Below are 24,850 nucleotides of genomic sequence, written 5' to 3'. Positions count from 1 at the left end.
GCGGTCGACGCACTGAATGATGCCTTGGCCGCCGCCACTGGCGGGCTATCGGTCTGACGGTACTTCATGTAGAGCCTCATCTGGTGATCTGTGATGTGTCGGCCGGGCACGCGAGTGATTCCTCTTGGCGGAAGAACCACTTGCATAACCCCGCCGGCCGCGATCACCAGTCGGCGCGGTCCTCCTCGGGATCGCGCCGACGCTGGGGCTCGTAACTCCGGTCGGGCTACGCCCTCCCTACGTCACGAGCCCAGCGAAACTCTCTCACCTTGATTGACGCTGCCTTCCATCCTGATCGCCGCGCGACACGCAGGCCATCACGCGGCTGCGGTGTTGATGGTCTTCGAGATCGGCTTCGCCATGGAATCGATGCCGCCACTTGTCCACACCCACGACACGCAGTAGCGACGAATAGATCTGACCCACTAGCAATCGATAATTTGCAAGCGCGCTGTCACGTTGCTTTGATCGCGGCATGAGCACCAAATCACGCGAGGTCATCTGGAGCGGCCGCATCATGGGGGCGGAGATTTCCGCCAAGCATGCCCGCGAGGAGGCGAAGAAGGCGGTGCGCGAGGCCGATCGTGCCGAGGCCGAGGCCTGGTCGGTGCGCATGGAAGGTTACGGCGGTCCCTCGCAGCCATCACCGACGATCGGGCAATGTCTCAACGGCGGCCTTGGCTGGCTCGAGGTCGAGTGCATTAGGTGCAAGGCACGCGCGAGCCTGCCGCTCGATGCGATCCGCCGTCCCCGCGATACGCCGATCTGGAAGCTGGAGGCCTCGCTGAAGTGCCGGTCATGCCGCAAGGGACGGACCGCACCGCCCGTCCACATGATCAAGCTGACGGAAACGCGGAGCATCACGCCGTACAAATGGGTGCATCCGACCGAGGAGCGGTAGGACGACACGGCGCAGGCGGCCGGTCGCGAGGTCATCCATCCGCGAGAGCGCGGCTTATCTGTACAGCAAGGACCCAAGGCAGATGATGAGCATCGCGGTGCCCAGTGCAACCGTCACGAGCGCCCGCTCTGCCTTGCCGGATAAATCGTCTTCTTGCATAGCGCGCCCCCTTGCGATGGCGCAGTATCAACTTAACAAATATCAAGTTGTTCCTGGAACCCGTGCTGTCGGGTGATCCTGGATCGGCCCGACCGACAGGGGCAGAAGCTGGCATCAGCATGAGCACCAGCTTCCTGGATCGACAATTCTGAAATCGGGCGCCGCGCCAATATTTCGAACATTCTAGAAATACCGTTGACAAGCTGATCGGGACGGGCGCATGTTGCTCGTCATGAAGATCGACGATGCAGCAGCGCGCCTGGAAGCTTTGGGTAACCGGACCCGGCTCCAGATCTATCGCGCCCTGGTTCGGGCAGGACACTCCGGCATGCCGGTCGGCCGCTTGCAAGAGAAGCTGAAAATCCCGGCATCGACGCTGTCTCACCACATCAAGTCGCTGGTCGCGGTCGGGCTTGTCAGCCAGGTCCGCGAATCCACGACCCTCGTTTGTCACGCGAACTTCGACGCGATGCGTGGGCTAGTGGATTTCCTGGCGGCGGAGTGCTGCGCGGACGAAGTCGGATGCGGGGGCGCTCAATCGGCCGCCTGATTTTTTTGCGAGCTTATTCGATGATTCTAGAATGATGGGAGTAACGACATGAGCGATGCAAAGACGGTAGCGATCATCGGGGCGGGGCCTGTCGGCCTTGCAGCAGCTGCACACGTGCTCGAACGCGGCATGTCACCCATCGTATTGGAGTCCGGGCCGGAGGCGGGACATGCGATCCGCCAGTGGCAGCACGTCCAGCTGTTTTCGCCGTGGGAATACAATGTCGACAAGGCCGCAGCGCGTCTGCTCGCGCCGACGGGCTGGAATTCGCCGGACCCTCAGGCCTATCCGACCGGTGGCGAGCTGCTTGAGGGATATCTCAAGCCGCTCGCGACGCGAACGCCATTGCGTGACGTGATCCGCACGTCCAGCCGGGTCTCGGCCATCAGCCGCGTCGGCTTCGACAAGGCGAAGACGAAGGGCAGAGAGCAGGCGCCTTTCGAAATCCGCTATCAGAACGGCAAGGGGCCGGAGGTTCTGCGCGCTGATGCCGTGATCGATACGTCGGGCACATGGTTCTCTCCCAATCCAGCCGGCAGCAACGGCCTGCCGGCGATCGGCGAAGCTGAGTGCGCCAACCGCGTCGCCTATGGCATGCCCGATGTGTGCGGCGCCCAACGTTCCAGATATGCCGGCAAGAAAGTTGCCGTGCTCGGCGCCGGCCATTCCGCGGTCGGCACGCTGATCGATCTTGCACGTCTCGCCGACGAGGTGCCGGGGACACAGCCCGTCTGGCTTGTGCGCGGCGCCGATCCGGCAAGAGCTTTCGGCGGCGGCCGCAACGACAAGCTTGCGGCGCGCGGCGCACTTGGAAGTGCCTTTGCTGCGCTCGTGACCTCCGGAAAGATTGCGGTCGAGACTGAATTCGGCGTCACGCATCTCACGGAGTCCGAAGGCCGCCTGAAGATTTCGGCCGGCGCCTGCTGCGGTGCACGAAGCGTGGTCGTGGACGAACTGATCGTGTCGACGGGCTTCCGTCCCGACTTTTCGTTTCTGTCCGAGCTGCGCCTGCGGCTCGATCCGGCCATCGAGGCGCCGGTCGCGCTGGCGCCGCTCATCGATCCCAACGAGCACAGCTGCGGCACCGTGCGCCCGCACGGCGCACGCGAGCTCGCGCATGATGAGCCGGGCTTCTATTCGGCCGGCATGAAGTCGTACGGCCGCGCGCCGACTTTCCTGATGATGACCGGCTATGAGCAGGTCCGCTCGATCGCGGCCGACATCGCTGGCGACAAGAAGGCCGCAGCGAGAGTCGAACTTGTGCTGCCGGAAACCGGCGTCTGCACGCGCGCCGGCGTCGAGACAGCAGGGGCTGCGGGATGTTGCGGCGGGCCGGCGAAGGAAGAGGCGTCGGCGTGCTGTAGCGCCGACGAAACGGCCAAGAAGGCCGGCGCATCCGGCTGTGGTTGCGCCTAAGCCGTGGCGGTTCGGGCGCCGTCGTTTTGGTCGTAGGAGGGGGGAAGCTATTCGTAGTCTGAGCGGTCGGTCTCTCATCGCGGTGATGTGCATTGGACAGGTCGGCAATCTGTTGCCGCATGTCACGCTGTCGGCAAATCTCGCGCAGCATCTGATGCCCGCATGGGACCTCTCCGCAGCGGAGGGCGGGTTGATGGCGAGCGGTTACGCGTTCGGCTACATGCTCGCGGTGCCCTTGCTGACGACGCTGACCGATCGCATCGATGCGCGGCTTGTGCTGCTCTGGGGCTCGGTCGTCAGCGGACTTGCGACCGTGGCCTTCGGTATCTTCGCGCAAGGGTTCTGGACGGCGACTGCGATCTGGTGCATTGCGGGCCTCGGATTTGCCGGCGCCTACATGCCGGGATTGAAGGCGTTGACGGACCGGCTGCCAGCCGGCGACAGCTCGCGGGCCGTCACATTGTATACGTCGAGCTTTTCGGTTGGTGTCGGCCTGTCGTTCCTGGTGGCGCAAGTCGCCGCCGATCGTTGGGGATGGCGGACTGCTTTCGTCGTGACCGGCTTCGGTCCCATCGCGATGGTTGTGGCGTGCCTTCTGATGCGGGAGCAGCGCCCTGTCCCGAAGGCAGGACGATTGCTCAACTTCGTCCCCGTCTTCGCCAACCGCGAGGCGCTCGGATACATCTTCGGCTATGGCGCGCATTGCTTCGAGCTCTACGGCATCCGCACCTGGCTGGTCGGCTTCTGGACCTTCGTCGTTGCGCATCAAAGCGCGCCCTCGTGGTTGACGCCCGTGCTGATGAGCTTCTGCTTCGCGGTGATCTCGATGCCCGCCAGCATCCTCGGCAACGAGGCCGCATTGAAATTCGGACGACATCGCGCCATCACGGTGGTGATGCTCGCGTCGGCCTGTGTCGCGATCGTCATCGGTTTCAACGCGACCGCGCCCGCATGGGTGCTTGCGTTGCTGCTGATGATCTATGGCCTGACGGTGCCGGCCGACTCCGGCGCGCTAACGGCCGGCATGTCCGCTGCGGCCATTTCCGAGCATCGTGGCGCCACGCTGGCCCTGCATTCCACCGTCGGCTTCGGACTCTCTGCCCTCGGCGCCTGGGGGACAGGCGCGGCGCTCGACGCAGCAGGCGGACCGCAGAGTGCGCGGGGCTGGCTGCTGGTCTTCATCGTGCTCGCGGCCGGAATTGCGGTCGGACCGCTCGCGCTGGCCTGGGCGCGAACGGCTCCGCCGAAGCGCCAGATATCGTGAGCGCGAGTACGCGCTCGTTCACGGCTTCGTCAGGCATTCAGGCGGACACTTCGACTAAAGTCGTTCTATCGACGCAAAAGCCCGAAGTTTGCTCATGGCGCAAGACCAGAAGAGTGAAGTCCCGACGGAAGCGTCCGACGAAGCCAACCCGCACATTTTGGCGTTTGCGGGCAGCAGCGTTGGAATCGTTCAAGTCAAGGGCGCGCGAGAACGATGGCTGGCGCCGGCGCTTCTGCACAATTGCTCCACCGGCATCGAGGAATCGACCTGGACGACCACCCCCGAGACGGTGATCGGGCTGCGTCTCCACGGCGCGGCCGTCGAAGATCACAATCGCAGGGTCGTCCGGACCAGTGGGCCCGGCCGCGATTTCACCCTTCAGCCCAAAGGCGCCCGGACGCGCTATCTGGCTCACGGAAGCATCAAGTTCGGACAAGTGTTCTTGCCGGATGCTCTACTTGGCAGGGCTTCCGAAGCAGAAAATGTTCCGGCGCTCGTCGCACGCCTTCGCGACGACCTGTCGTTCGTGCCGGAGAAGACACTGCATGCTTTGACCTTCGAGTATCTCCGGCGGGCATTCGACTCGCGCATTCCCGCCACATCGCTCGAGATGGAAGGCCGCGCGCTCCTGTTGGTCGACTGGCTGATACGTTTACATCATTGGCCGCATGGACGCGCTACGTCTCGGATGGGCGGATTGTCTCCGCGCCAATTGCAGGAGACCCGCGACTTCATTGCCGAACATCTCGCGAACGACATTTGCTTGGACGATCTGGCCGAGTTGACTGGACTCACGGCCAAGCATTTTGCCCGCGCCTTCAAACAGTCGACCGGCTTGCCGCCGCATCAATACCTGATCTTGCAGCGCGTTGAAGCGGCCAAGCGCCATCTGATCGACGGGAAAATGAGCCTCGCCAGCATCGCGCTCGCATGTGGCTTTGCCGACCAAAGCCATTTTACCGCGACCTTCAGAAGAGCCGTTGGCGCCTCGCCCGGCGCCTGGCGGCTCGAATACGCGAAATGACTGCCTGCCGTTTTCGGCTCTAGCCCTTTGCCGAGCGCGATGATGGCGAGCGCCAGGGCGCGCATCCGCAATTGCGGGCATTAGCTGGGCCGACCGGCGTCTCTCGATTTCATTCGTCTTTGCCTGGCCTCTTCCCGAGTTGGCGCTTGCAGGCAGTGCACGCCTGCAGCGCAGGACCGCGCAAAAGGTGCGCCTTTTTCAATAAGACGGACGAAATGCAAAAGCCTCCGCGCGCGTTACTCGAATAGTTTGGGGCGACCACCTCTCCGAACGTTCGAGCGGAAACCGATGCGCATAACGACGCTACTATCAACTTTGCTACTGGGAGCAACAGCCATGACCGCGCGTGCCGCGACCGATGTCGCAACAGATCCTGCCATCGATCCGCAGGTCAGGGCGTTCCTCGTGCAGATCAACAAGGACGCTACACCCTTCTGGGAACTGCCCCAGCCCAAGCCGCAGGACATCCTGAGCGGGCTGCAGGACCAGACGCCGGTCGACATGTCCGGGGTTGCCACGACCGAGCGAACCATCACCGAGGCTGGTCGACATGTGAAGCTCTATGTCATGAAGCCCGAGCGTATCACCGGCAAGCCAGGCGTGCTGCTCTTTATCCATGGGGGCGTCTGGATCGCCGGCAATTTCGACAATCACAAGCGGCTGTTGCGCGACCTCGTGGTCGGATCGGGGCAGGTGGGCGTGTTCGTCGAATACACGTCGTTGCCGGCCGCGGTTTACCCGACCCAGCTCGACGAGATCTATGCCGCCCTGCAATGGGTAGCCGGGCACGCCGGGGAGTTCGGCGCCGATGGCGACAGGATCGCAGTCGCCGGCAATTCAGTCGGCGGCAACATGACCGCGGCGCTGACCCTGATGGCCAAGGACCGCAAGGGGCCGAAGATCAGCTATCAGGTGCTGCTCATTCCGGCGACCGACGCCAGCGTCGATAGCCAATCGTATCTCGCCTATGACAGGGATCGCTTCCTTGCTCGCGACTTCATGAAATATGGCTGGGATCGCTACGCGGGGGACGCCAAGACCCGCGACAATCCCTACGTCTCGCCGCTGCGCGCCAGCCTCGATCATCTGAAAGATCTACCTCCGGCACTTGTCATCACCGCCGAGAACGACCCGCTTCGCGACGAAGGTGAGGCTTACGCGCGTAAGCTCAAGGAGGCGGGAGTGAGCGTCGATGCCGTACGCTACAACGGCACAATTCACGACTTCGTCCTGCTCAACGCGCTGCGCAAACTTCCCTCGACGGAAGCCGCGATCCGCCAGACGGTCGACGGTATCCGTAGCCATCTCGCACGCTGACCGGCCACCGTCGCTGCGAGCGGTCGCGATCATCTGAACTCCGACATGAAAAAACCCGCAGCGGATTTTTCCGTGCGGGCGCGACGATCTTTCGACGATGCCATTCTGCCAGTGTTTTGCCCGACGTGTCAAAGCGGAAAAATGCGGCGGGCGGGCCGATGCGGCGACCCTGCAAGCGCCTGCTTCGGCGCGACGTCGAAATTGCCAGTGGCTTCAATGCCCCCGCTACTGTGCATGGGGTTGTTTTCGCGCGCTTTGCTTTGAGGCGCCTCAATGCCCGCGCTTTAGCGTCGGCCGCGCGGCGTCTCGGCCTTGGCGGGCGCTTCGGTCTGCGGCGCGCAGGTCGCGGCGGCAAGCGAGCCTTGCGCCTGCGGCATCAGGCCGGGCTCGGCGGCGAGCGCCTTCATCACGATCAGGCCCGTCGTGCTGGGGGAGTCGATGATCAGGCGGTCGGCCGCGGTGATCTCTTCGTCCTCGGGCAGCGCGTTGTGCTGCGCTTCCGTCATCAGGTCGAGCTCGATCACCTTCTTGCCGGCCGAGCGGTCGTTGATGGCGTAATAGGCGATCTCGTTGCGGGTGTAGAACGACACCGACGTATAGGCCTGGCTCACCGGCACGGTGAGCTTGATCGGCCCGCCCGAAAGATCATAGCGGCAGATCGCGAGCGCGAAGGCCGGGTCCATGAACGGCATCGGCGAGGTGTTGGGATCGGCCAGCGGCAGCTGCGTCACGCCGTTGAGCTTGGTCATCGGCGTCAGCCGCGAATAGGCATCTTGCGTTGCAATGCGCGGCAAGGCCAGCACGCTGACGAGATGGACCACGAGGCCCAGCACCACGCCGGCAACAATCGTGAACACCAGGCGGATCATGAGCAGCCCACCGTGGAGATGCTGGGCATCGGCGCGTCGCGCTTTGTGCGCGTCGCCACGCCCACGGGCGTGTCGTAGAGGCGGAACATCAGCGCATAGCGCTCGATGCCGCCGGTCGGCAGCCAGTTGCCGGCGCGCGAGCGCGCGGCGATGTGGATCTCGAACGAGCCGTCGGACTGGCGCAGGATCTCCTGGCTGGTGAAGCCGTAGCGCTGCAGCGAATTGGCGACGAGGTGGCCCTTGCGGTCGTACAACGTCAGCGTCCAGAACCGCGCCGGCGGGGTCACGCCTGACACGACGACGTCGCAGCGGCCGTCGAGCGCCTTCTTCTTGTCGTCGGTCGTTGCGGTGAAGGCGACGCCGTCGCCGGTGCCGATCGGCAGTTCGCCGTTGCGCACGATGGTGGCGCGCGAATAGGGATCGACGTCGGCGGTGCCGGTGCGCGGGCGCGCGGTCCAGGCGCCGATGGTCAGCGCGCCGATCTCGGTGCCGCGCGTCGTCGTCATCCAGGTGGCGCCGACGCCGACCACGGTCGCGAGCAGCAGGGCCGTCAATGTGATCAGGAGCAGCCGCACGGGATCAGATCAGTTCTTGCGCGGGGTGGATGCGTTCGCGTTCTCCTCCGCCGCATAATTCTGCGGGAAGGCGAGCGCGCTCGTCGACGACGCCGGCTTGGCCGGCTGGCTGTTGTTATCAGTCGATTTGGTCGCGGTCTTGGCCGCGTCGTCGAGCAGCTTCTCGACGCGCACCAGGATGTCGGCGCCGCGCTTGGTCAGCACCGGCGGGGGACCGGGCTTGGTCTCGAGCACCTTCGGTCCTGCATTCGCCTGCGCGTTCGCGAGCGGCTCGCGCGGCAGCTTCTGGCCCATGCCGACGCCGGGGATCTCCCGGACCTCGACGCCCTGATGCGCCGCGACCATGATGTCGTGCCAGGTCTGCGCCGGCAGCGAGCCGCCGGTCATGCGGTTGGTTGGCGAGTAGTCGTCATTGCCGTACCAGACTGCGCAGGTGAAATTGCCGGTGTAGCCGACGAACCAGGCGTCGCGATACGCGTTCGTCGTGCCGGTCTTGCCCGCGGTCGGAATGCCGTCGAGGGCGGCGCGGCGCGCGGTGCCTTCGCTGACGACGTGGCTCATCATGCCGGCCATGTCGGCGGCGATATTCGCAGGAATGGCCTGGCGCGGCTTCGGGCCGTCGCGGTCCCAGCGCCAGACCAGATCGCCAGCACCGGTGCGCACTTCCAGCACCGAATGCGGCGTCACGGCCTTGCCGCGGTTCGGGAAGGTCGCATAGGCGACGGCGTGCTCGAGCACGGTGACTTCGTCCGAACCGATTGGCAGCGACGGCGTGTCGGGCAAGGGAGCCTTGATGCCGAAGCGGCGCGCGACCTCGACGATCTTGGCGCGGCCGAGCTTGGCGGGGTTCGGCGCCTTCGGCTGCTCCTTCTGGCCGATCGCGATCGAGAGCTTCACCGGCACGACGTTGATCGAGCGCGTGATCGCCTGGGTCAGCGTCACCGCGCCGGAATAGGAATGGCCATAGTTCTGCGGACACCAATTGCCAATGCAGACCGGCCCGTCGACCACGATCGAGTTCGGCGTGAAGCCGTTCAACAGCGCGGTGGTGTAGACGTAAGGCTTGAACGAGGAGCCGGGCTGGCGATAGGCGTCGGTGGCGCGGTTGAACTGGCTCGCGCCGTAATCGCGGCCGCCGACCATGGCGCGGATGCCGCCGTCGAGATCGGAGACGACGGTCGCGGCCTGCGTCGCGTGATAGTCGCGGCCGAACTGGCGCAGCTGGTTCTCTATCGCGTCTTCGGCAGCCTTCTGCACGTTGGTGTCGATCGCGAGGCGAACGACGAATACGCGCTCGGTGTAGGATTTCGGGAAGGTGTCGACCAGCTTGCGCATCTCGTCGAAGGCGTAGTCGAGATAATAGTTCGGCGAAGCCTCGTCGCGGCGATCGACTGCGAAGGCCGGGTTGCGGCGGGCGCCGAACACCTGGCCCTCGGTCATGAAGCCGGCATCGACGAGATTGTCGAGCACGACGTTGGCGCGGGCACGCGCGGCAGGCAGGTTGATGTGGGGTGCGTATTTCGTCGGCGCCTTGAACAGGCCCGCGAGCATCGCGGCCTCGGCAAGCGTCACGTCGCGCGCCGACTTGTTGAAGTAGAAATGCGCCGCGCCGTCGACGCCGAACGTGCCGCCGCCCATATAGGCGCGGTCGAGATAGAGCTTGAGGATCTCGTTCTTGGTCAGGCGCCATTCCAGCCAGACCGCGAGGAATGCCTCGTTGATCTTGCGCTCGATGGTGCGCTCGTTGCTCAGGAACAGGTTCTTGGCGAGCTGCTGCGTGATCGAGGAGCCGCCCTGGCGAACGCCGCCGGCTTGCGCGTTGGTGACGAGCGCGCGGGCGGTGCCGGCGATGTCGATGCCGAAATGCTCGTAGAAGCGGCGGTCTTCGGTCGCCAGCGTCGCCTTGATCAGCACGTCAGGAAAATCTTCCAGCGGGATCGAGTCGTTGTGCTTGATGCCGCGGCTGCCGATCGGGTTGCCGTAGCGGTCAAGGAACGTCACCGCGAGGTCGGACTTCTTCAGCCAGTCCTCGTCCGCGGTTTCGCGGAAGGCGGGGATGGCGAGGATCAGCATCAGCACCATGCCGCCGAGGCCGATGGTCGCGGCTTCCGACAGCGGCTCGATGAACACCCAGCGCTTCCAACGCCCGACATAGAAGCGGTCCATGAAGGTCGAGTAGCGCTCGTAGAGCTCGCGGATGCCCTTCGCCGAGGAGAACAGCGAGGAGTCGATGCGTGCATCGAGGTCGAGGAAGAAGTTCCTGATACGACTCTTCCAGTTGGATGGTGTGTTCTGGACCACCTAGAACCCTTGAGGCTCGGTTCGAAAGCGTTCAAGCACCCGGCCGGGGCGGCATCGAGACGTCTTGCGGGATTGTTGCGGCAAACCCAAGGCGCCCGTTCCGCGCACCAGAGGGGACTTGCTGTTCTTCTAGCCGAGCGGGGCCTATAAACCAATGGCCAGGCTCGCAATTTTGAACAACAGGCCTAATTGAACCCCGGTTCAATACGGGCCTCGCAGGGGTGTTCCTTGCAGTCTGACGGCCGCGCGCCCTAGATGGCGCTGGCCCTAGCTCTTTGGATCAGTATCAGCCGCATGACCGCAGCACGCAAACCACCTTCGGACCAGGATGGATTCTTTTGGAAAACCAAGAAGATGGAGGACATGTCGACGGCCGAATGGGAGAGCCTGTGCGACGGTTGCGGCCGCTGCTGCCTGAACAAGCTCGAAGACGAGGATACCGGCGAGATCTACTTCACCGATGTCAGCTGCAAGATGCTCGATTCCTGCACGGCCGGCTGCAAGGACTACGCGAATCGCTTCGACTTCGTGCCGGACTGTGTTGTCATGACGCCAGAAAAGGTCCGCACCCTGTCCTGGCTGCCGCCGAGCTGCGGCTACAGGCTGGTCGCGCAAGGCCGCGATCTCTACTGGTGGCACCCGCTGATATCGGGCGATCCCAATACGGTGCACGAGGCTGGCGTCTCCGTGCGTGGCCGGGTCGCCGGCACCGAGGACGAGATCCCGGACACCGAGCTCGAGCACTATTTGGTGCAATGGCCGGGGCAGGTGCCGAAGCGGGCACGCCTGAAGCGACGTCCCAAGGACTGATCGGCCGGCCCTCTTCTCATCACATCATCGGGATGACCATGGTGCGGGATGTACCCATGCGCCGTGGTGCCTGCCTGAGAAGAAGGTTGCTGTTTAGATTGGTAGGATAGAACGAATCCTTCGCGGCTTTGCGCCGCAACACGCCCGATCTGACAGTCCGAGATGAACCAGTTCACACGGCAGAGCAAGCAAGCTGCCGATATTCAGACATTGCCCGACGATATCGCCGAGGAACTGACCCGTCTTCCGGGCGAGGTCAGCGTCGGCGACGCGCCCCCGATCTCGCCGCCGGCAGCGCTGACCTCGGATGAGGTCCGCACCATCGTCATCAGCCTGATGCTGACGATGTTCCTGGCCGCTCTCGACCAGACCATCGTCGCCACCGCGCTGCCGACCATCGGCCGCCAGTTCCAGGACGTCTCTAACCTGTCCTGGGTGATCACCGCCTATCTGCTCGCCTCGACTGCGGTCGCCCCGGTTTTCGGCACGCTGAGTGACATCTACGGCCGCAAGGCCATGATCATCGTCTCGCTGAGCCTGTTCATCGCCGGTTCGATCCTGTGCGCGATCGCGCCGAGCATGCCGATGCTGATTCTCGCGCGCGGCCTGCAGGGGCTTGGTGGCGGCGGCATCATGCCCGTCGTGCAGACCGTGATCTCCGACGTCGTCTCTCCGCGCGAGCGCGGGCAATATCAAGCCTATTTCTCCAGTGTCTGGATGGTCGGCGGCATCCTCGGCCCTGTCATCGGCGGTGTGTTCGCCGAGCATCTGCACTGGTCGATGATCTTCTGGATCAACCTGCCGCTCGCAGCCGCAGCGCTGGCGCTGCTGCTGCCGAAGATGAAGAAGATCCCGGTGTTCCACCGCAAGCGCAAGGTCGACTGGCTCGGCGGCGTGCTGTTGATGGCCTCCGCCGTCGTCTTCATGCTGGTGCTGACCTGGGGCGGCACGCGCTATCCCTGGCTTTCGCCAACGGTGCTGGCGATGGTGGGCGGCGCCGTCGCGCTCGCGTTCACATTCGTCTGGCACGCGCGCCGCGCCGACGAGCCGTTCCTGCCGTTGCCGTTGCTTGGCGGATCGGTCGCGCCCTTTGCGCTGACCGCGGGCGGCTGCGGCCTCGGCGCCATCACCGGCCTCACCGTGCAGCTGCCGCTCTATTACGAGTCGGTCTATCACCTCAGCGCCAGCGAGGCGGGCCTTGCGCTGATCCCGCTCGCAGCGGTCTCGACCATAGGAGCGGCTGTCGCCGGTCGCACCATGGCGCGCGCCAAGCACTACAAGCGGGTCGCCATCATCGGCACGTCCTGGGCCGCGCTGTGCGCGCTGGGTCTCACGGTCACCACGCTGCCGCTGTGGGGCCTCCTGACGCTGATGGCCGCGTTCGCGCTCGGCCTCGGCACGACGTTTCCGGTCTGCGTGGTCTCACTGCAGAACTCCGTCGCCCGTCCGCTGGTCGGCACCATCACCGGCGCGATGAATTTCTTCCGCTCGCTGATGTCCTCGTTCACGGTCGCAGCATTCGCCGCCATCCTGCTGATCGCGCTCGGCGCAGACATTCCGCTGGCCGGCGAGCATCACGCCGCAGGCAGCATTCCGGCGATCCCGGCCGAGGACATGCGTCACGCGTTCCGCTATGTCTTCGCGGCGGCGACCGCGCTGATGACGACAGCCTCGCTCTGCCTGATCATGATGGAGGAGCGGCCGCTGGCAGGTCCCTCCAAGGCGCAACCGGTCGAGATGGCGGAGTAGGCGCTCTATCCGCCGCGATCGGGATCGTCGCCGGGTGCCTGTCGTGCTCTGGCAGCAAGATAGCTCTTGAGCTTCGCCAGCGCTTCAGCCGACCAATCGTTGACATCGGTGACCGCGACCCAGGCATCCACATAATGCTCGGGCGCGTAGACATGGCCAAAGCCCATTGGCGTGTGGGTTGCGACCGCCATGTCGAGCGCGAGTTGCAGCATGGTGACGATTGGATACCATCGCAGCTCCGGTGACACGTCGGGCCCGCGCGGCGGGTTCATCCAGGCTGGGGCCCGATAGGCATCGCGGTAGGCGAAGAACGTGATCGCGTCGCTGGCATATTGCAGATAGACGACACGCATCGGTCCCCAGGGCGTATCCGGCGGCACCGTCGGCCCATTCTGATTCATGAAGCGCACGAAGCGACTGTCGCGGAATTGCGGCAGCCAGGCCGGCGAGCCCGGATTGCGGTTGTCGGTGATCGAGCGCCAGATGCGGCTCTCGAACGGCGCACCGCTCCACAGCGCGCCCGCAATGGGATCGCCGATCGTCTCGAACAGCTCTGCTGACGTCTCCGAGTTCATGGCGCCGAGGCTAAGCCCATGCAGATACAGCTTCGGCCGCCGCTCCTTCGGCAGTGTCGTCCAGTAGCCGTAGATTTCGGCGAACAGGGCACGCGCAGCTTCTGCGCCGTATTCGGGCTGAAACAACAGCGACAGCGGACTGTTGAGATAGGAGTACTGCATCGCGACGCTGGCAACATCGCCATGGTGGAGATATTCGACCGTATCCATCGCGGCCGGATCGATCCAGCCCGTGCCAGTCGGCGTGATGACGATCAGGACCTTGCGTTCAAAACCGTGCTGGCGCTTGAGCTCGTCGAGTGCAAGCCTGGCGCGGGCCTGCGCCGTGTCGCGGGCCGCAAGGCCCACATAGACGCGCACGGGCTCCAGCGCGGGGCGTTCCGTGACAGCGCTGATCTCGGCAGCGGTCGGGCCTGAGGCAACGAACCGGCGTCCCATGCGCCCGAGCTCCGTCCACTTCACCAGGGATGCCGGACCGCCTGTCTTGTCGGCCGCGGTCGGCTGCGGGCGCTCGGGTTCGAACAGAACGTCGAGCTCGCGGAAGGAAGAATCGAGTGCGTTGAAGGCGGTGCGGATCAGGACGTTGCTCGCGATCGACCAGAACAGCAGACCTGCGACGATGACGCCGATGACGTTGGCGAGCTTGCGCGGAATGGCGCGCCGTGTGCCGACAGCGAGGATGTGGGCCAGAAGTGCGAACAATCGCCCAAGCACCAGCAGCACCACGAACGTGACCAGGGCGATGATGGAGACCTTGAGCGGATGGGCCGTCTCGACCGGCGCCATCTTCATCACGTCACGGATTGCATTCTGCCATGCGGTCGTGCGCCAGAGCGCCGCGAGGACGACGAGCAGGCAGCTGGCGGCGACAAGCGCATTCGCGAGGGATCTTGCACGCGCCGACGGCCCGGGCAGCTCGAGATAGTGCCACAGCCGCCGCCACAGCACGCCGGCGAAATAGCCGATTGCAAAGCAGCCGCCAGCCAGCGCTCCTTGCGTCAGATAGCTGCGCGGGATCAACGTCGGCGTCAGCGCTGCCGCGAAGAACAGCGCACCCAGCATGAGGCCGACGCCGGACAGCGAAAGCAATTGCCGCCGAATGAAGCGCGCGAGAGTCATCAAAGTCTCTGTCAGGCTCACGTCCCCGGCCGCGACACCTCGGTTTCCTTGCTGGTGATGAACTCCAGCAGCACGGGCACGCCTTCCCTGGTCTTCTGGATGCCGCGCTTGATCGCGGGGATGATATCATCAGGCCTCGTCACGCGCTCGCCATAGCCGCCGAAGGCGCGCGCCATCGCGGCGTAGTCGCCGGAAATGTCGGTCGAGCGGTATTTCTCGGTCGAGATCGGCATCACCTTCAACTCGATCGCCATCGAGAAATTGTTGAGCAGGATCGACATGATCGGGATGCGTTCGCGCACCGCCGTCTCGAAATCCATGCCGGTGAAACCAATGGCCGCATCGCCCCAGACATTGATGCAGAGCTTGTCGGGCTTTGCCAGCTTAGCGCCCATCGCAAGGCCAAGGCCGTAGCCGAGCTGAGTCGTCTTGCCCCAGCCGAGATAGGAGAGCGGCGTCACCGCCTTCCAGAACGGCGAGAGCTGGTCGCGCGGGCTGCCGGCATCATGGGTGATGATGGTGTTGTCGATGTCGACGGTGTGCTGCAAGTCCCATAGCATGCGATAGGGACTGAGCGGCGCGTCATTGCTGGTGAGTTTCGGCATCCATTTCGCCAGCCACTCCTTATGCGAGGCCGCGATCTCGGCTGCGACCGCAGAGGCATCGCGGTCGGCAGTGACGGTCTTGCCGATCTCCTCCAGCAATGCATCGAGCACGAGGCCGGCATCGCCGACGAGGCCGATCCTGGCTTCGACATCCTTGTTGAGGTGGTTCGGGTCGAGCGTGGAGTGGATGATGGTCTTGCCCTTCGGAATGGCGATGCCGAAGCTCGTCTCGGTGAAGGAGCAGCCGACGCCGAAAATGACGTCGGCCTCGGCGAGGAATTTGGGCACCGCGCGCGGCACGGCGAGGCCACCGGAGCCAAGCGAGAGCGGATGCGTCTCGGGGAATGACGATTTGCCCCCTAAGCTGGTGGTGACAGGAATCGCCAGCCGTTCCGCCAGCCGCTTTAATTGCGGCCACGCCTGCGCGTAGTGCACGCCCTGGCCGGCATAGATCACCGGACGCTTGGCATTGACGAGCAGGGCGGCCGCTTCCCTCACATGCACGGGGTCCGCGCCATAGCGGGTGCGCAGCACCGGCGTGTAGTTCAGCGGCTCCGGCACCTCCTCGTTCCACATGTCGGAGGGGATCTCGACGATCACGGGACCGCCGCGGCCGTTCTTCAATTTGGTGAAGGCGCGGCGAAAGATGTTGGTCACTTCCGCGGCGAGGATGATCGGCTCGGACGATTTCGCAAACGGCTTCATCGCCTCGCTGGAGTTGAAGTTCGGCTCGATATGCGCAAGCCGGCGCGGATAGCCCATCGGCAGCACCAGCACGGGAACGGATTCGCCAAAGCACTGGGCGACGCCGCCCATCGCGTTCTCCGCGCCGGGCCCGTGCTGCATGCAGAACGCGCCGATCGTACGCCCCGACGTGACGCGCGAGATCGCATCCGCCATGTGCACGCCGACGCGTTCCTGCCGCACCATCACGGGGCGGATCTCGGCCTTTGCCGCGTGCTCGATCAGATGGTTGACGGGATAACCGCAGAGGACCTCGATCCCCTCGCGCCGCATGATTTCCGCAATCGCGGTGCCGAGCCTCATGGCGTCTCTCTCCTCAGGCTGGCCGGTTGCTCCGGCTGTTGGGCAGAGAGGATCAGGAAATTGCGGGAGGGTAAAGCGCGGGCGGGGGACGTTCGCGGTAGGTCAGCCATGCAGTGCCCTCCATCCGGGCTACCAAGCTTGGCGACCGTCCTATTTGCAGTTCTTGCAAATCGTCAGCTTGCGCTTCAACGCCTCGTCTTCCTGATCGACCAATGACTGCGCGTCGAGGCCGTTTGCGGCGCGTGACCTCGCAGGCGGCGTCACCTGGCTTGGTGCGTCGTGGTCGTCAGTGCCGACGCTGAAGCCGTCGTAGTCGGCGGCGGCTGCAGGGCTCGGCAATTGTGGAAGCCCGCTGGTCGCCGGAGTCGACGGCACGCTGGCGGACGTTCTCGGCGAATTCTTCGTCCCGGCATGCGGCGACGAGGCACTGGGCGGAGTCAACGAAACCGGCGGCGTGGCCGAGTTCTGTCCTCTGGCGCTATCTTGTGACCAGGCGCCGATCAAGGTGAGGCTGAAAGCCAGGAGCAACGCGCGTCTCGTGTGCATCTTTCAAATGGCCTTGGTTCAACGAGCGACGGGCAGGGGTCATCGAGCCGCGCCGGGAACAATATCAGCAGTGACATGCTCGTCAAACTTGACGGAAATGGGAGCAAGCCGAGCGGGATGTCGCCTTGTCGCCGGCAACGTTTGACCCACGTCAAGCCGGCAGCTGCTTGTAACATGGCATGATGATGGTGGTGACGAGATGATGCGTCCTCATCGTACAGGGACTCCCAGGAACCTCCATGAGATCGTCGGCGATGCTCGGGCTGACCGCGTCCGAAGCACAGGCCCGGCTGAAGGCCGAAGGCTTCAACGAGCTGCCACGCACGGGCCGGCGGACGATCCTGCGCCTCGTCATCGAGGTGCTGCGCGAGCCCATGCTGCTGTTGCTGCTGGCGGGCGGCCTGATCTATTTCGTTCTGGGTGATCTCGGTGAGGCGTTGCTGCTTCTTGTATTCGCATCGATCTCGATCGTCATCACGATCGTGCAGGAGGCGCGCACCGAGCGTGTGCTCGACTCGTTGCGCGATCTGACCAGCCCGCGCGCGCTGGTGATCCGTGGCGGCGAACGCATCCGGATTCCCGGTCGCGAGGTCGCTCGCGGCGACCTGATTGTGCTCTCCGAGGGGGATCGCGTGGCAGCTGACGCCACCGTCCTTCGATCCATCGATCTCCTGCTGGATGAATCGCTGCTGACGGGGGAATCGGTTCCGGTCAGAAAACAGGCCTTGCCGTCACCCGAAGGATTGATAGCGCCGCATGCCGGTGGCGACGACCAGCCATTCGTGTTCTCCGGCACGCTGGTGGTTCGCGGCAGCGGGATGGCCGAAGTGACTTCGACAGGCGTCCTGAGCGAGATCGGCAAGATCGGACAATCGCTGCATTCACTGGCGGCGGAAGCGCCCCGCCTGCAACAGCAGACGACGCGGTTGGTGGCGACATTCGCCATCGCCAGCGCCTTCGTGATCGGGTTGACCGTGCTTCTGTATGGGCTTTATCGCGGCGGCTGGCTGGAGGGCGTGCTAGCCGGCATCGCGCTCGGCATGTCGATGCTCCCGGAGGAAATCCCTGTCGTCCTGACGGTGTTCCTCGCCATGGGTGCATGGCGCATCTCCCAGGCGCGCGTGTTGACGCGGCGCGCCTCGGCCATTGAATCGCTGGGCGCCGCGACCGTGCTCTGCACGGACAAGACTGGCACGCTTACGGAAAACCGCATGACCGTTGCACGCCTGGTACTGCCCGACGGTGCGCAATACACGCCTGATACCGCGGTGCGCGCGGCGCCCGCGTTCGATCCGTTGATCGAGACCGGCGTGCTGGCCTGCGTCCGGGAGCCGTTCGATCCCATGGAGAAGGCGTTGCATTTGCTGGCCTCTGACGCCGGCGCGGGCCGGCGGCTCGTACAGAGCTATGGCTTGCGTCCCGACCTGCTCGCCATGTCGAATGTGTGGTGCGGCAGCGGCAATGAATGCGTCGTTGCGGCGAAGGGCGCGCCCGAGACGATCGGCATGCTTTGCGGAATGAGCGCGGAAGAGCTGGCTGAATTGCGGGCGCGCGTCGACGCGCTTGCGCAGGAAGGGCTCCGTGTGCTCGGTGTGGCGCGGGCGAGTTGGGCGGGCGGCGATCTTCCAGAGACGCAACGCGGCTTTTCCTCTGGCTTTTGCGGCCTGATCGGCTTTGCCGATCCGCTGCGACTGCAAGTCAAGGACGCCATTGCCGAATGCCGCTCCGCAGGCATCCACGTGGTCATGATAACAGGCGATTATCCCGCGACCGCGTCGGCGATTGCGATGCGGGCGGGCCTCGATCCGGAACGTGTCGTGACAGGAGCGGATGTCGAAGCCATGGCCGATGCCGAACTCGCCCGCGCGGCGCGCGGACGGGCCGTCTTCGCGCGAATAGCGCCGGCCCAGAAACTGCGCATCGTCAATGCGCTCAAGGACACCGGCGAGATCGTCGCCATGACGGGCGACGGCGTCAACGATGCTCCCTCGCTGAAGGCTGCCCATATCGGCATCGCCATGGGCGGTCGCGGCACCGATGTGGCGCGCGAAGCATCCTCGATCGTTCTGCTCGACGACGATTTCGGCTCGATCGTGAAGGCGATCCGGCTTGGCCGCCGGATCTACGACAATCTGCGCAAGGCGATGAGCTTCATCCTCGCGGTCCACATTCCGATCGCAGGACTTGCGCTGTTGCCGCTGCTCACAGGGATGCCTCTGCTGTTCGGCCCCGTTCACATCGCGTTTCTCGAGATGATCATCGATCCCGTCTGTTCACTGGTCTTCGAAGCCGAGACCGAGGAGTGGGACGTCATGCAGCGGCCGCCGCGTTCGCCTGACGAGCCGTTATTGCCAAGGTCGCTGCTGGTCTGGTCGCTGCTGCAGGGAGGCCTGGCTCTGGTTCTCACCGGCGGCGTGATGGTGACGGCAAACCGCTACGGCATGCCGGCGAACGAGGTGCGTGCGCTGACCTTCTTCTCGCTAGTGCTGGTGATCGTAAGCCTGATCTTCGTCAACCGCTCGTTCTCGACCTCGCTCGTCGAAGCGTTCACCCGGCCGAACCGCACGCTCGTCGTCATCGTCATGTTTGTGATGTCGGTGCTTGGCCTGAGCCTGGTGTGGCCGCGTGCGGCGGACCTGTTCCGCTTTGGTCCCCTGCATGTGGATGATCTCGCCGTCACGGCCGTGGTCGCGTTCGTCTGCCTCGTGTTGCTGGAGCTGTCGAAATACCCGTTGCGTCGCCGCGCGCCGACTTCAGGGGCGGCTTGAGCAGCGTGGCCCGGATGCGCAGGGCACGCTATGCCTTCTCGTCCAGGGCGCGGCGGAGGCGTCGGATGATGACGCCGCGGGCGCGGTCGTCGGCGGCCGCTGCAAGCCTGTCGTTGATGTCGAGCGTGAGCTCCGACATCTCGTTGTGCCAGTCGAGCCGGGTCACGGCCTCGGGCGCGAGCCGCCGGCGATGATCGACGTCGATCACGCGCGGTTCGGGGGCGGCCAGTTCATAGATGTCGTCCAGGATCGGCTGGTAGACCTTCGCCGCCGGAATGATGCGTTCGCCGACGCGCTCGGCCAGGCCCGCGATGGCGCTTTCCTCGCCGTGGACCAGGAACAGCCCGCGGGAAATGGGGCGGCGTGCCGCGATCCAGCCAGCCATGCCCGCGCCGTCGGCATGTCCCGAATATTCATCGATCATGCGGATCCGTGCCGCGACCCGGATTTCCTCGCCCTGGATGCGCACGGCCTTCGCGCCGTTCTGCAGAAAGCGGCCGAGCGTGCCACTGGCCTGGAAACCGGCGAGCAGCACGGTCGCGCGCTCGTTCCAGAGCCAGCGCTTCAGATGATGGCGGATGCGTCCGGCATCGCACATGCCGCTGGCCGCGATGATGATGTGAAATCCGCTGAGCCGCATGATCGCCTTGCTCTCGTCGGCGGTCTCGGTGAATTTGAGATGCGGCGAGTTGAGCAGGCGGTCGGCGTCGACGCTCGGGTCGAGGCTCGCGGCGTTCCGGCGGAAGACTTCGGTGGCCCGGATCGCCAGCGGCGAGTCGAGGAAGATCGGCGCGGTCGGAATCTCGCCGTGCTCCATCAGGTCGACCAGGTCGACGATCAGCTCCTGGGTGCGCTCGACCGCGAAGGCCGGGATCAGCAGTGCGCCTCCACCCGCGGCGGCCTCGCGCACCTCGGCGGCAAGATGCTGGCGGCGGAGCGCAGGTGTCGTGGCGGCTCGCAAGCGGTCGCCATAGGTGGATTCGGCGATGACATAGTCGAGGTCTGCAGGCGCTTCGGGATCGGGCTGCAGCAGCTTGGCCTCGGGCCCGACATCGCCGGAAAGCAACACGCGAAGCGGGCGCGGCGAACCTTGCTCGGCGATTTCGAGCTCGATCGAGGCGGAGCCGAGCAAATGGCCGGCATTCCAGTAGCGCGCACGGACGCCCGGGATCACGTCGATCCAGTGTTCATAATCGACCGCGCGAAACGATTGTAGCGATGCGACCGCGTCGGCCTGTGTGTAGATCGGCTCGACTTCCTTGCGACCGCGGGCCTTGTTGCGCCGGTTCAGCTGCGCGACTTCCGACTCCTGGATGCTGCCGGCGTCCGGCAGCATGTAGGAGCAGAGGTCGATCGTGCCACGCGTCGCCAGGATCGGCCCCGCAAATCCTTCGCGCACGAGCTTCGGCAGCAGGCCGCTGTGGTCGATATGGGCGTGCGTGAGCAGGACCGTCCGGATATCGGCAGGACGGAACGGGAATGCGCCGTAATTGAGCTCCTTGAGTGTCTTCTGTCCCTGGAACAGGCCGCAATCGACCAGGAAGCGGCCAGCGGCGGTCTGGAACAGATAGCTGGAGCCGGTCACGGTGCGGGCAGCCCCGCAGAAGCGAACGGTGATGCTCATCTCGTCGTCTCCCGCGAACGTGTCGTGCCGAGTTCGGACCGCAAGGCGGCGGCGAGAACCTCGTCGAGCGCGATCGCATTGGTTGGATGCGGCACGCTGTCGGTCGAACGGATCGACCGGATGCCGGCGTCGTTGAATGCGGTGACCATTGCGGCCGGAAACAGCGCGTGCGTCACGACCGCATCGATGGCCGTTGCGCCCATCGCCCGCAGCGCCCGCGCTGCAACCGCTAAGGTCGCTCCCGAGGACACGATGTCGTCGACCATCAGCGCCGGCCGCCCCGCGAGCAGCATCGGATCGGCGAAATCGATGTCGACGGAGCGATCGCCATGCCGTGTCTTGCGGGCCACCGTATGCTGCAGCCGCAGCCGGCCCGCGAGATCGTTCACCCAGGGCTCGGACTCGGCGTCGGGACCGATCAGGACCGTCGCGGGATCGATGCCATCAGCGGCGAGGGCATCCGCGATCGCCGGCATCGCGGACAGGTTCTCCGCCTCGATATCGGGAAATACGGACCTGATGTCGGGCGTACGATGCAAATGAGCGTCCACGGTGACGACGCGGTCCACAAGCGTTGCGAGCAGGCGGCCCATGGCGCGCTGGCTGATGGCTTCGCCGGGATGAAACGCAATGTCCTGCCGCATGTAGCAGAGGTAGGGCGCGACCAGCACCAGCCGCCTGGCGCCATCGCGCCGCAGCGCCTCCGCGGCGAACAGCAGGGCGATCAGCTTGTCATTGGGTTGATCGAGCGAGGCGAAAAGGATGGTGGTGTCTGCTGCCGGCGCGACCGTGACGCGCAGCTCGCCGTCCGGAAAGCGGTGCAGGGCGATTTCGTCGAAGCCGAGCCCAAGCCCAACGCCAAGCCGCGCCGCAAGCCGCTTTGCCGCGCTGGCGCCGGAGGGCAGGGCTTGAAGGGCGATCGTGCTCACGACTGCGCCCTGCCTTGGAGCGCCTCATGACCGTTGAGGATGTAGCCGCTCTCCTGCCGGGCGGCCGATGCGGCCAGATCATGCTCGGGCCCGTCGAACGTGTAGACGCGATAGAGCGGCTCACCCTGCTCGACGCGGTCGCCTATCTTCTTGAACAGGCGGATGCCGGCCCCTTTGTCGAGCGGCGCACCGGCGGTGCGGGCGAGGCGGTTCAGTCGCAGGCAGTCGATCGCGGACACCACGCCGTCATGCGCCGCCTTGACGTCGAAGCTGATGGGTCCGAGGTCGGTGCTGCATTTCGAGGGGCCCTGGGCGTCGATGATCTTCTGCATCTGCTTCAGCGCGGCGCCGCTCTCCAGCAGTTCGCGCGCACGTGCATAGCCGGCGCCGCCACGCAGCTTCGGATCGTATTCCAGCAGATGGGCGGCGAGGCGGAGCGATTTCTCGCGCAGATCGCGCGGTGCATCGGCTTCGTTGCCGAGCACTGCCATCACGTCGTTGGCTTCGAGCACCGGCCCGATGCCGTTGCCGATCGGTTGGCGGCCGTCGGTTGTGATCACCTCGACCGAGCGGCCGAACCGGTCGCCGACGAATTCGAACAGCTTTCGCAGCCGCATCGCGTCGATCGCGGTGGTGACTTTCGCGGTTGGCCCGACCGGAATGTCGATCAACAGATGTGTCGATCCCGCCGCGATCTTCTTGGACATGATGGAGGCGACCATCTGTTCGCGGGTGTCCAGGCTGAGCGGGCGCTCGACCGAGATCAGCACGTCGTCGGCCGGCGACAGGTTCACGTGCCCGCCCCAGATCAGGCATCCGTTGCAGGAGGAGACGATCGACTTCATCTCCTCGACGCCGACATTCACCCGCGCCAGCACCTCCATCGTGTCGGCCGTTCCCGCCGGCGAGGTGATGGCGCGCGAGGAGGTCTTCGGGATCGGCAGGCCGTGGGCCGCGACGATCGGCACCACGACCATCGAGGTGCGGTTGCCGGGAATGCCGCCGATGCAATGCTTGTCGACCACGATCGGGTCCGGCCACACCAGCTGCGTGCCGACTTGGGCCATGGCGCCGGTGAGGGCCAGCAGTTCGTCACTGGTGATGAAGCTTGCCGAGCCGATCAGGAAGGCGGCGATCTCCATGTCGGAATAGCGAAAATGGGCGAGGTCGTTGATGATCGCGCTGATCTCCGCCTTGTCCAGTGTTCGACCGCGGATCTTCGCGCGCACCGCCTCGAGGCTTTCTGGTGGCGATGCCGGCGCGACCGTGACCAGGGCGCCGACCGGCTTGCCGAAGCGGTGGAACGCTGGCTCGGAAAGGCCGATTTCGTCCTGGGCCGCCAATGCGTCGTCATCGGTGATCAGCAGCGTTGCGAGCAGCGCCTTGTCGTCCAGCCGAAGCTCGACGCGGCTGAAGCCCCGAAAGATATCGGCACGCAACGCCTTAGATCGCCTGGAAATGACGACGACGTTCTCGCGGCCCGTATCGAGATGGACACGGCGTATTTTGAGCGGGGAGGGTGACAGATCGGGATTCATGAACGGACCGCAAGCTGGGTCCGTCATGCTTAGCTGCCGCCGTCTCGACGGGCTTGACTCAGATCATGGTCCGCGAGATCGGCTGCCCGTTGCGAGCCAACGGGGCCGCGCCTTGCGCGACCGGTGGCTAACAATGGCGAGACGTGATGACGAGACGTGGCCTTACTTCGTGGCCGCGCTGATCGAGTCGAATTTGTTGCTCAGGAGAACGCTGCCGGTGTTGGTCACGACGGTGATGATGGCGAGTGCGATACCGGCGGCAATCAGGCCATACTCGATCGCAGTGGTACCCTTCTCATCGGCAAGAAAAGACCTGAGCACAATCATCGCCAACTCCTGTTCATCCGGTCCAATGTAGGCGCGCGTCGTTATCAAACTGGTAAAGCGATCGATGAGGCGCTTGTCGCGCGTCAAACTGCAGGGCCGGCCGAGCCAGCCTGCAATGTCTTAACGTAACAGCCGTTAAACGAAGGTTTCATTATCCGCTTCAAATGAGCGGAAGCAGCCCGGCCTCAGCTGCTCGTGGTGTGTCCCGGCGCACCTTTGCGCGGACGTCCCAGCGCTGCCGCGAGGCGTCCGAACAGATCGCGCACGACATGCGGCCGCGTCCGCAGCACCGTATCGGCGATGCGCTCTTCCTCGGCCGTGTCACTCACGATGCCGATGTAGTTCTTCCTTGCGTCCTGCTGCGGCACGGAGGTGCGAACCCTGGCTCAATCGATGGCGAACCATGGTGCCCGCAAAGGCAATCAGCGGTTAATTTCGTATCCCGTAGGAATACCCGGTGCGGCAAGATGGCATCGTCGTGCCAAACATGACCCCGCCGCTTAAGGGTTTGTTGAGGCTGTTCGTCAACCGGTCGGCAAGCATGCCGATCACGGCTCAATCGCGCCTTCGGTCCGCATTCAACGCGCGCAACATGCCGATGCGGGCGAACAGCAGCCAGCCGCCGCCGGTCTCCGCTGCGTTGATTAGCATCTCGATTGCGGTCTGCCAGCGCGGCTCCTGCTGCTCGTCCTCGGGCAGCCGCATAATGAAGTCAGCGGCCTCCTGCAGCGTGCGCAGGCTGCGTCCGCCGCGCAAGCCGATCGGGTCGGCGAACGGCGTCGACCAGGGCATGTCAGGCCGCTCGATCAGAAAGGGAAGACGTCACGGCGCGGCCGG

At 64.8% G+C, this 24,850-nt stretch carries 21 protein-coding genes and 1 pseudogene; 10 read left to right on the top strand and 12 right to left on the bottom strand.

What is annotated here, in order from left to right; translation table 11 throughout:
- Positions 1-273 precede the first annotated feature (273 nt).
- The 7 genes from L6637_RS42385 to L6637_RS08345 all read left to right on the top strand — a co-directional run bounded on the left by L6637_RS42385 (position 274) and on the right by L6637_RS08345 (position 6,631).
- Positions 274-405, top strand: coding sequence for a hypothetical protein (locus L6637_RS42385; protein WP_276575726.1), 132 nt, complete (start codon positions 274-276; stop codon positions 403-405).
- Between the two features lie 70 nt (positions 406-475).
- Positions 476-901 (top strand): hypothetical protein, encoded by a 426-nt coding sequence (locus L6637_RS08370; RefSeq protein WP_237869972.1) that lies wholly within the window; start codon positions 476-478, stop codon positions 899-901.
- A 391-nt stretch (positions 902-1,292) separates the two neighbouring features.
- On the top strand, positions 1,293-1,610 hold the full coding sequence (locus L6637_RS08365; protein WP_237870039.1) for an ArsR/SmtB family transcription factor: 318 nt from the start codon (positions 1,293-1,295) through the stop codon (positions 1,608-1,610).
- Positions 1,611-1,658: 48 nt separating this feature from the next.
- Positions 1,659-3,026: an NAD(P)-binding domain-containing protein gene (locus L6637_RS08360; protein ID WP_237869970.1), complete on the top strand. Its 1,368-nt coding sequence runs from the start codon at positions 1,659-1,661 to the stop codon at positions 3,024-3,026.
- Positions 3,027-3,111: 85 nt separating this feature from the next.
- Entirely contained in the window at positions 3,112-4,290 is a 1,179-nt protein-coding gene (locus L6637_RS08355; RefSeq protein WP_237869968.1) for an MFS transporter, read from the top strand.
- A gap of 94 nt (positions 4,291-4,384) precedes the next feature.
- Positions 4,385-5,314, top strand: a complete 930-nt coding sequence (locus L6637_RS08350; protein ID WP_237869965.1) for a helix-turn-helix domain-containing protein — start codon at positions 4,385-4,387, stop codon at positions 5,312-5,314.
- Between the two features lie 336 nt (positions 5,315-5,650).
- Positions 5,651-6,631, top strand: a complete 981-nt coding sequence (locus L6637_RS08345) for an alpha/beta hydrolase (RefSeq protein WP_237869963.1) — start codon at positions 5,651-5,653, stop codon at positions 6,629-6,631.
- Between the two features lie 284 nt (positions 6,632-6,915).
- Here the strand turns inward: L6637_RS08345 and L6637_RS08340 are convergent, their stop codons facing one another.
- The 3 genes from L6637_RS08340 to L6637_RS08330 are packed head-to-tail and all read right to left on the bottom strand — an operon-like array spanning position 6,916 to position 10,376.
- Positions 6,916-7,500: a DUF1254 domain-containing protein gene (locus L6637_RS08340; protein WP_237859329.1), complete on the bottom strand. Its 585-nt coding sequence runs from the start codon at positions 7,498-7,500 to the stop codon at positions 6,916-6,918.
- Complete coding sequence (locus tag L6637_RS08335) at positions 7,497-8,075, bottom strand: DUF1214 domain-containing protein (RefSeq protein WP_237859327.1); 579 nt, start codon at positions 8,073-8,075, stop codon at positions 7,497-7,499. Before L6637_RS08335 ends, L6637_RS08340 begins: the two co-directional genes overlap by 4 nt.
- Positions 8,076-8,084: 9 nt before the next feature.
- Positions 8,085-10,376 carry a transglycosylase domain-containing protein gene (locus L6637_RS08330; RefSeq protein ID WP_237859326.1) on the bottom strand — a complete coding sequence of 764 codons (2,292 nt, stop codon included), beginning with the start codon at positions 10,374-10,376 and terminating at the stop codon, positions 8,085-8,087.
- Between the two features lie 294 nt (positions 10,377-10,670).
- On the opposite strand from L6637_RS08330, the gene L6637_RS08325 reads away from it, so the two are divergent.
- Together L6637_RS08325 and L6637_RS08320 are read left to right on the top strand one after the other, a co-directional pair.
- The gene (locus L6637_RS08325) at positions 10,671-11,186 is read left to right on the top strand and encodes a YcgN family cysteine cluster protein (protein WP_237859324.1); all 516 of its coding nucleotides are present in this window, start codon (positions 10,671-10,673) and stop codon (positions 11,184-11,186) included.
- A 162-nt stretch (positions 11,187-11,348) separates the two neighbouring features.
- Entirely contained in the window at positions 11,349-12,935 is a 1,587-nt protein-coding gene (locus L6637_RS08320; RefSeq protein WP_237869961.1) for an MDR family MFS transporter, read from the top strand.
- Positions 12,936-12,940: 5 nt separating this feature from the next.
- Here the strand turns inward: L6637_RS08320 and L6637_RS08315 are convergent, their stop codons facing one another.
- The 3 genes and pseudogenes from L6637_RS08315 to L6637_RS42570 all read right to left on the bottom strand — a co-directional run bounded on the left by L6637_RS08315 (position 12,941) and on the right by L6637_RS42570 (position 16,620).
- On the bottom strand, positions 12,941-14,629 hold the full coding sequence (locus L6637_RS08315; protein ID WP_237869959.1) for an alpha/beta hydrolase: 1,689 nt from the start codon (positions 14,627-14,629) through the stop codon (positions 12,941-12,943).
- A 17-nt stretch (positions 14,630-14,646) separates the two neighbouring features.
- A pseudogene (locus tag L6637_RS08310) lies at positions 14,647-16,290 on the bottom strand (thiamine pyrophosphate-requiring protein); the annotation flags it as partial.
- Positions 16,291-16,431: 141 nt separating this feature from the next.
- A complete protein-coding gene (locus L6637_RS42570; RefSeq protein ID WP_333909316.1) occupies positions 16,432-16,620 on the bottom strand; it encodes a hypothetical protein in 189 nt (62 codons plus the stop codon).
- 446 nt (positions 16,621-17,066) lie between these two features.
- Between L6637_RS42570 and L6637_RS08300 the strand changes: the two genes are divergently transcribed.
- Entirely contained in the window at positions 17,067-19,595 is a 2,529-nt protein-coding gene (locus L6637_RS08300) for a cation-translocating P-type ATPase (RefSeq protein ID WP_237859314.1), read from the top strand.
- A gap of 28 nt (positions 19,596-19,623) precedes the next feature.
- Here L6637_RS08300 and L6637_RS08295 read toward each other — a convergent pair whose 3' ends face one another.
- The 6 genes from L6637_RS08295 to L6637_RS08270 form a co-directional block, all read right to left on the bottom strand.
- Complete coding sequence (locus tag L6637_RS08295) at positions 19,624-21,219, bottom strand: MBL fold metallo-hydrolase (RefSeq protein ID WP_237859312.1); 1,596 nt, start codon at positions 21,217-21,219, stop codon at positions 19,624-19,626.
- Positions 21,216-22,148 carry a ribose-phosphate pyrophosphokinase gene (locus L6637_RS08290; RefSeq protein ID WP_237869955.1) on the bottom strand — a complete coding sequence of 311 codons (933 nt, stop codon included), beginning with the start codon at positions 22,146-22,148 and terminating at the stop codon, positions 21,216-21,218. Before L6637_RS08290 ends, L6637_RS08295 begins: the two co-directional genes overlap by 4 nt.
- The gene (locus tag L6637_RS08285; RefSeq protein ID WP_237859470.1) at positions 22,145-23,686 is read right to left on the bottom strand and encodes a thymidine phosphorylase family protein; all 1,542 of its coding nucleotides are present in this window, start codon (positions 23,684-23,686) and stop codon (positions 22,145-22,147) included. The genes L6637_RS08290 and L6637_RS08285 overlap by 4 nt, the downstream gene beginning before the upstream one ends.
- Positions 23,687-23,848: 162 nt before the next feature.
- A complete protein-coding gene (locus tag L6637_RS08280) occupies positions 23,849-24,013 on the bottom strand; it encodes a Flp family type IVb pilin (protein ID WP_237859468.1) in 165 nt (54 codons plus the stop codon).
- A gap of 185 nt (positions 24,014-24,198) precedes the next feature.
- Positions 24,199-24,381, bottom strand: coding sequence for a hypothetical protein (locus tag L6637_RS08275; protein WP_237859309.1), 183 nt, complete (start codon positions 24,379-24,381; stop codon positions 24,199-24,201).
- A gap of 187 nt (positions 24,382-24,568) precedes the next feature.
- On the bottom strand, positions 24,569-24,805 hold the full coding sequence (locus L6637_RS08270) for a hypothetical protein (RefSeq protein ID WP_237869953.1): 237 nt from the start codon (positions 24,803-24,805) through the stop codon (positions 24,569-24,571).
- Between the last annotated feature and the right edge of the window lie 45 nt (positions 24,806-24,850).

The sequence above is a fragment of the Bradyrhizobium zhengyangense genome (assembly GCF_022012435.1).
GTDB classification, from domain to species: Bacteria; Pseudomonadota; Alphaproteobacteria; order Rhizobiales; family Xanthobacteraceae; genus Bradyrhizobium; species Bradyrhizobium zhengyangense.
This window is presented reverse-complemented; position numbering and strand designations above follow the sequence as displayed.